Origin of the sequence: Nonomuraea terrae (assembly GCF_004348995.1) — a bacterium.
Lineage (GTDB): Bacteria > Actinomycetota > Actinomycetes > Streptosporangiales > Streptosporangiaceae > Nonomuraea > Nonomuraea terrae.
Genome location: NZ_SMKQ01000108.1, coordinates 21,112 through 28,459 on the forward strand (window position 1 = coordinate 21,112; position 7,348 = coordinate 28,459).

The window sequence follows — 7,348 nt, forward strand, 5'->3', positions numbered from 1 at the left end:
GGCTCTGCTCGGGTGAACTGGTCGTCGTGTTCAGCGGCGCGACAGGAACGGCAGCACTTGACTGATCTCATGGTCGACTGCCTGCTGTTCGGCTGCAGAAAGGGGCCGGAACGGCGTCAGCCGTACCTTGCCCGCGGTGAAGGACCAGGTGCCGCGGACGTAGCCGTCGATGAGCACGGTGGGCAGGACTCTGGCCTGGCCGGGGGCGACATGCTTGCGGTCGGCGTCGGCGATGATGCGGCCGCGGTCGGCGTGGCCCAGGAGGGCGTTGTCGTAGGCGGGCAGCAGTCGCACCGGGGCGGGGGTGTCAGGATCGGGGAGCGGGGCGTCGGGCAGGTCGAGCAGGCGTTGGCCGTCGGGGCCGGTGTAGTGGCACAGGTCCGCGCCCATCTCCGAGATGATCTGGTCCAGCCGGGTCAACCCGCACCACGCCTGGACGTCCGCCACGGTGGCGGGGCCGAAGGCGGCCAGATAGCGGCGGATCAGTTCGCGGAGGGCGGCGGGGTGAAGGGCGTCGACCGCGGCGGCGCTGACGGTGACCGATGAGCGGGTGCCCCAGCCGCCCCAGGACGCGGTGGCCGGATCGTGGATGAGCGGAGTGCGCAGCTCGATCTCACCGGCCAGGATTCGGCTGTCGCGGCCCGGGTGAAGGGTCGCGAGATGCCTGGCCAGATCCCTTCTGGGCAGCGGCCCGGTCTGCAGCAGGGCGCGTCCCTCGGCCACCAGCGTTTCGGGGTCGAGCCCGGCGTTGTCGCGCCGGAAGTGCGCCGAGTCGGCGGTGCGGTTCAGTACGGGCTGCAACACCGGTCGCAGCCGACGGAAGTCGTCGGCTGCGACGAGGTGCATCGTGCTGCGCAGGAAGCCGGAACGCACCACCCGCCCCTCGGCGAGCAGGGTGGTGAGGTCGGCGTGGGTGAAGTGGCGGATCCGGCTCCACAGGCCGACGTAGGGCCAGTTGGGCTCCTGCGCCTGCATGGCGACCAGGTGGCCGATCACCTCCAGGGCCGCCAGGTCGGCCCGCTCCAGCAGGAACTGCCGCTGGAGCAGGGCCCGGTTCAGCGCTCGGCGGGACAGGGCGGTCATGCCAGCCGTACCGAGACATTGCCTCGGTATTGGCCCCGAAGCATGGCCAGGAATGCGCCGGGCACGCCGTCGATGCCGGTCTCGACCACGGTCCGCGGGTAGACGAAGCGACCCTGGCCGAGCGCTGTGCGGAAGTGGTGGTGCCAGGCGGCGATCTGGTCGGGGGTGTGGTGGCAGGAGAACGGCAGCAGCTCGACGCCCCTGGCTCGGGCGGCGTCGCGATCGGGTTCGGGGAAGCGGTCGGAGGCGGCGCCGAGCTGGGTGGACAACGATCCGCACAGGGCGAACCTGGCGCCCGGCGCGGCGACCTTGAGGGCGGCGTCATACAGCGCACCGCCCACGGTGTCGAAGAAGACGGTGATGCCCTCCGGGGCCACATCCTTCAGCGCGGCGACCGGGTCGTGGTGGTAGTCGAAGGCGGCGTCGAAACCGAGCTCGTCCACGAGGTAGTCGGCCTTGGCCTGGCTGCCCGCGCTGCCGATCACCTTCTTGGCGCCCAGGTTGCGGGCGATCTGCCCGGCCAGCGAGCCGACACCGCCGGCCGCGCCGGAGACGAACACGATGTCGCCTTCGCCGACCTTGGCGACGTCCGCGACGCCGTAGTAGGCGGTCGGGCCCTGGCCCAGGTGGTAGCTCGGGTCGGGATAGGCGTCCCGGTCCACCTTGACGTAGGAGGCCGCCGGTCCCGCCGAGTGCGTGCTCCAGCCGCTCATCGACTGGACCAGGTCGCCCTCCTGCAGGTCAGGGCCGGCCGAGCTCAGCACGGTGCCGATCGCCATGACGCCCACCCGCTGGCCGGGCCGCCAGGCCGGGATCGGAAGGTGGCAGTCGGCGCGCATGAGTTCGAGGTAGGTGGCGGCCAGCCCCAGATAGTCGGTGCGGACCACGACCTCGCCCTCGATCTCCGTCTGGGCGACGGTGAAGTGCTCGGGGCCGGGGACGGCGGGGATCTGGTCGGTCAACTGGACCTCGCGAGTCATCATGGTGGCCACGCTAGGGAGGCTTCCGGCCAGTTTTTGACCGGAAGTCCGGGATGATGGCGATATGGCCAACACCAGCTCCCGCACGCTCACGCTGCTGTCGTTGCTGCAGACGCACCGCCACTGGTCAGGCGCAGATCTGGCCGATCGTCTCGGCGTGTCAGAACGCACGCTGCGCCGGGATGTCGATCGCTTGCGTGAGCTGGGGTATCCGGTACACGCCTCCCGCGGCACCGACGGCGGCTACCAACTGGAGCCCGGGGCCGTGCTGCCGCCGTTGCTGCTCGACGACGAAGAAGGGGTCGCGCTGGCGGTGGGCATGGGAGAGGCGGCGCAGAGCGGAATCGCGGGGCTGGAGGAGGCGTCGGTGCGCGCGTTGACCAAGGTGGTGCAGGTCCTGCCACCCCGGCTGCGGGCCAGGGTGAATGCGCTGCGCGCGATGACCGTCTCGGCGGCGTCCACCGGGCCGGTCATCCCGGCGGAGGTGCTGACGATGATCGCCCAGTCGTGCCGGGACCAGGAACGGCTGCGCTTCCGCTACACCACACGCGGCGGAGCGCAAACCGAACGCGAAGTGGAACCCCATCGCCTCGTCGCGCTCGGGGGCCGCTGGTACCTGGTGGCCTACGACCTGACCAGGCACGACTGGCGCAGCTTCCGCCTCGACCGGCTGACACGGCCAGGCAACACCGGCGTCCCTTTCCTGCCACGGCCGCTTCCCGGCGGGGACGCCGCCGCGTTCGTACGCGCCGCGGCCCAGGTTCCGACCGCTCACACAGTCGTCGTGCTGGTTCACGCACCCGCGCAACACGTGCGCCGGATGGTCGGCCAATGGGGCGAGATCGAACCGGTCGCCCACCATCGGTGCCGGCTCACGATGATCTCCACCAGCCTGGACTGGCCCACGCAGGCGCTGGGCAACATGGGTGCCGAATTCGAGGTGCTCGAATCGCCGGAATTCATCGATCACCTAAAAGATTGGGGCACAAGGTTCCTCAACGCCGTCGACAGGTCGGCCGCTCTCGCCGAAGGCCCGGCCGAAACCTGAGAACGCCCTCGGCGGTGCGGGCGGCTCCGTGCGCAGCTGGCGCATGGCGGGTGAAACGCGGTCGTAACGCGCGTCGTTCATGATCGAGGACGACCTGCCCGCAAGAGCCAGAGGGAGAGTGTCATGAGAAAGCCGAAAAGTTCCGCCGGCGTACGGGACGCGCTGATCGCCGGACTCGGGCGGCGGAACTTCCTGCGGGCGGCCGCGGTCGTCACCGGAGCCGGCGGGACGTTACTCGGCGCGCGCGCCGCCGCCGCGACCCCGCCGGTGACGCTTCCCCGGGAGATCCTGCAGCCCCGCAAGGGCCCGATCCCCGGCAGGCACTACCTGCCCTCGACGCCCGAGCAGGTCACGTGGGGTTACGTCCCGGCGCTGGACGCCCACCCGGTGCTGCGGGTGCGCTCGGGTGAGACGGTCACCGTCGACTCCGTCTCGCACGAGGGCATCCTGGAGGACCAGGGCCGCGACCCGGTCGCGTACTTCGGCGAGCACGGCGTGCGCCGCACGGACGTGCTCCAGGACGCCGTCGCGATCGCCCGCGACTACGCCCGTACGCCCCGCGACTTCGACGTGGACGGCCCGCACGTCGTGACGGGACCGATCGCCGTCGAGGGCGCGCGCCCCGGCGACGTCCTGAAAGTCGAGATCCTCTCGCTCGTGCCGCGCGTCCCGTACGGGGTCGTGTCGAGCCGTCACGGCAAGGGCGCGCTGGCCCGCACGGCGGGCGGCGGCGCGCCCGACGGCATCACGCTCGACGAGGTCATGCCCCCGGTGGCCACCGACGGACGCCCCACCGGAGACCCGCTCAGATACGGCAACGTGTCGGTGTTCACCCCGGTACGGCGGGGCCGCCGAGGGCTGGCGAGCGGCGTGATGAAGCGCGGCAGGCGCGGCGAGGTGACGTTCCCGCTGCGGCCGTTCATGGGCATGATGGGCGTCGCGTTCACGCGGGGGAGCGGGCCCACCGACCCGGCGCTCAACTCGATCCCGCCCACCCTCGGCGGCGGCAACATCGACATCAACCTGCTCGGCGCGGGCGCGACGTTCTACCTGCCGGTGTTCGCCGACGGCGCGCTCTTCTACACCGGCGACCCGCACCACGCGATGGGCGGCGGCGAGGCGGCGCTGACCGCGATGGAGGGTTCGTTGCGGGTGACGTTCCGGCTCAGCGTGTGCAGGCCGGGGTCCGGCGACGCGCCGGAGGTGGCCTTCCGCTATCCGTTCGGGGAGACGCCGGAGGCGTGGTTGCCGATCGGCCTGTCCGACCCCGACGGCTCGCTCGACGGCCAGGGCGGTGACCTCGACACCGCCATGCGCCGGGCGGTGGTGAACGCGCTCGACTTCCTGGAGCAGGACCAGGGCATGGACCGGGCCGTCGCGTACGCCTACCTGTCGGCGGCGGTGAACTTCGAGGTGTCGCAGGTGGTGGACCGGACGACCGGTGTGCACGGCGTCATTCCCAAAGAGCACTTCTCCGACTAGAGCTGCAATCACCCCGAAATTACCGTGTTATGAAATTTCGGGGTTGACCGTCGCCGCTGGCCGAACCAACGATCGAAAGAGAGTCTTTCGCGGGCCAGGGAGTGGCGATGAAAGCCGTACGTCTGCACGAGTACACCAAGCGTCCGGTCGTCGAGGACGTTCCGGACCCGGAGGTGCGAGGGCCGCTGGACGTGCTGGTCGAGATCGGCGGAGCCGGGCTGTGCCGTACGGACCTGCACATCGTCGAGGGGCAGTGGGCGGAGAAGTCCGGCGTGCGCCTGCCGTACACGATCGGGCACGAGAACGCCGGCTGGGTCCGCGAGATCGGCCCGGCCGTGACGAACGTCCGGCCGGGCGACGCGGTGATCCTGCACCCGATCGTCACGTGCGGCCTGTGCCGGGCGTGCCGGGCGGGCGACGACGTGCACTGCGCGAACCAGCGATTCCCCGGCATCGACACCGACGGCGGCATGGCCGAGCTGCTGCTCACCAGCGCCCGCTCCGTCGTCAAGCTCGACGAGAGCCTGCGTCCCGCCGACGTCGCCGCGCTCGCCGACGCGGGCCTGACCGCCTACCACGCGGTACGCAAGGCGGTGCCGCTGCTCTACCCCGGCACCCGCGTCGTCGTGATCGGCGCCGGCGGGCTCGGCCACATCGGCGTGCAGTGCCTGGCCGCCATGACCCCGGCCGAGGTCATCGTCGTGGACCGCTCACCGGCCGCGCTGAGCCTGGTCAAGGAGCTCGGGGCCGCGCACACCGTGCCCGCCGACGGCGGCCAGGTCGAGGCGGTCGCCGACCTCACCGGCGGACAGGGCGCCCACGTGGTGCTGGACTTCGTCGGCGAGGGCGGGGCCGAGCGCGAAGGGGTGGCGATGTTGCGCCGCGCGGGCTCGTACTTCGTGATCGGCTACGGCGGCCGAGTGGAGATCCCGACGATCGACATCATCTCCAGCGAGATCAACGTCATCGGCAACCTGGTCGGCTCCTACAACGACCTGGACGAGCTGATGGCCCTGGCCGCGCAGGGCAAGGTGCGCCTGCACACCAGGACGTATCCGCTCGACGCGGTCAACGAGGCCATGGACGACCTCGACAACGGCCGGCTGCAGGGCCGCGGCATCCTCGTACCGGGCGGGAGCTGAGACGTACGAGAAGCTGCTGGACGAGAGGGGGCGAGCCCGTCCCGGCGGAGGACGCCGAGCGGCGGCTCACAGTTGCGTCAGACCGACCCCGACGAGGACGAGGCTCGCCAGGCAGGCGACCGTGCGCACGGTGTTCCACGTGGTCCACCGGGGCGAGTAGTCCTTCCACGCCATCGTGCCGGCGTCGAGCGCGTTGTTCATCGGCACGTTGATCGCGACCGTGAACAGGAACGACCCGATGGCGTTGACCCCGGCGGCGGCGAAGAACCACCACGCCGCCGGAGCGTCCGCGAGCAGCCCGGCGGCCAGCGCGGCCAGCGGCGAGCCGATGAACACGACGAAGAGCCACGGGTTGAGGATCTTCCGGTTGACGCTCCGCATCGCCGCCTCGGCCTGAGCGGGCTCGACCGCGTTCAGGCCCGGCATGACCGACATGGAGAAGGCGTAGAACAGGCCCGCCAGGGCGCCGTGCAGCACGAGGGTGACCAGAGCGAGGATCAACATGCCCCCATCGTGCGCCCGGCCGGCCCGGACGGCCATGGTCGGTGCGCTCAGGCGCATACGCGTACGTCCACGCCCGCGAGAATCTACCCGGCATTTCGTACAAAAGCCCTGGTCGGTGACCGCAACAGCGGCGATCGCCCTTCACGGCGTCCACGGATCCAGCATCCTGAGGGGCAACCCCTGTTTCGAGGAGCTTCCGTGACCCGGTATGCCGTCGACCCGGCACGCAACACCCTCGTCGCGCACTGGAGCACCGGGATCGGCGACATCGCCACCAACGTGGCCGAGCTCCCCGCCACCCGCGACGCCCTGCACCTGGCCTCGTGCCTGACCCACCTGTCGCAGACCTGCTGGCGCTGCTACACCCACCCGGCCAGCGCCGCCGACCAGCACGGCCCCCACAGCGTCGGCTGGCACCGGCAGCGGGAACGCGACGCGTTCGCCGGCGTCCTGCCCGCGCTGTCCACGCCCGACGCCCCGTCCTCCGCCACCCGGATCGAGCAGGCCGCCCACCGCGTCGGACGCGTCCTGCACGCCATCGACCTGCCGCGGCTCGTCGCCGACGTGACGGCCGAGATCAGCCACGAGCTGCTCGCCGTCGAGCACGCCGAGCTCGGCGACCTGTCCGCGCGCGCCCAGCAGGCCGTCACCCTCAGCCGCGAGGACGCCTCGCCGCTGCAGGTCGCCCAGGCCGACTCCCTGCTCCACCGGCAGCCGTTCGGCACCGAAGCGCTGATCACGCAGGTCGAGCCCACCGCCGCGGCCATCGCCGCCGCCCACTGGCTGCACGCGGCGGCCGCCGTCACCGCCCGCCGTACCGGCCTGCAACCCGTGCAGACCGTCGCGAAGGCGGATCGCTTCAAGGCCCTCGCCCAGGACAGCTGCGCCGAGGTCATCGGCGTGATGAGCGCGGGCGCGGCGCCCCGCCAGGCCGTCATGCCGCTGATCCGCCACACCCTGCACGTCGCCGAAGGCCACCTGTACGGCATCAGGGCGGCCAAACGCCGCATCGACGCGGCCGAGGAGCTCATCGCCAAGGCACACGCCGACCACCACGACCTCGACCTCAGCCTCGACACCGTCTACCTGCCGATCACGTCGCTCAACCC

7 protein-coding genes are annotated in these 7,348 nt (G+C 71.3%); 4 read left to right on the top strand and 3 right to left on the bottom strand.

Translation table 11 applies throughout. From position 1 onward, the window contains the following. Positions 1 to 30: 30 nt before the first annotated feature. Entirely contained in the window at positions 31 to 1,083 is a 1,053-nt protein-coding gene (locus E1286_RS28260; protein ID WP_132617218.1) for a winged helix DNA-binding domain-containing protein, read from the bottom strand. Continuing rightward, positions 1,080 to 2,066 (bottom strand): MDR family NADP-dependent oxidoreductase, encoded by a 987-nt coding sequence (locus E1286_RS28265; RefSeq protein WP_132617220.1) that lies wholly within the window; start codon positions 2,064 to 2,066, stop codon positions 1,080 to 1,082. Before E1286_RS28265 ends, E1286_RS28260 begins: the two co-directional genes overlap by 4 nt. A gap of 61 nt (positions 2,067 to 2,127) precedes the next feature. Here E1286_RS28265 and E1286_RS28270 point away from each other — a divergent pair, with 61 nt between their 5' ends. The 3 genes from E1286_RS28270 to E1286_RS28280 all read left to right on the top strand — a co-directional run bounded on the left by E1286_RS28270 (position 2,128) and on the right by E1286_RS28280 (position 5,735). Next, positions 2,128 to 3,111: a helix-turn-helix transcriptional regulator gene (locus E1286_RS28270; RefSeq protein ID WP_132617222.1), complete on the top strand. Its 984-nt coding sequence runs from the start codon at positions 2,128 to 2,130 to the stop codon at positions 3,109 to 3,111. 123 nt (positions 3,112 to 3,234) lie between these two features. Beyond that, positions 3,235 to 4,593 (top strand): acetamidase/formamidase family protein, encoded by a 1,359-nt coding sequence (locus tag E1286_RS28275; RefSeq protein ID WP_132617224.1) that lies wholly within the window; start codon positions 3,235 to 3,237, stop codon positions 4,591 to 4,593. A gap of 107 nt (positions 4,594 to 4,700) precedes the next feature. Then, a complete protein-coding gene (locus E1286_RS28280; RefSeq protein WP_132617226.1) occupies positions 4,701 to 5,735 on the top strand; it encodes an NAD(P)-dependent alcohol dehydrogenase in 1,035 nt (344 codons plus the stop codon). A gap of 66 nt (positions 5,736 to 5,801) precedes the next feature. Here E1286_RS28280 and E1286_RS28285 read toward each other — a convergent pair whose 3' ends face one another. Further along, positions 5,802 to 6,239, bottom strand: coding sequence for an anthrone oxygenase family protein (locus E1286_RS28285; RefSeq protein WP_132617228.1), 438 nt, complete (start codon positions 6,237 to 6,239; stop codon positions 5,802 to 5,804). Between the two features lie 198 nt (positions 6,240 to 6,437). On the opposite strand from E1286_RS28285, the gene E1286_RS28290 reads away from it, so the two are divergent. Beyond that, on the top strand, positions 6,438 to 7,348 hold a 911-nt coding region (locus E1286_RS28290), incomplete at its 3' end, for a hypothetical protein (protein ID WP_132617230.1).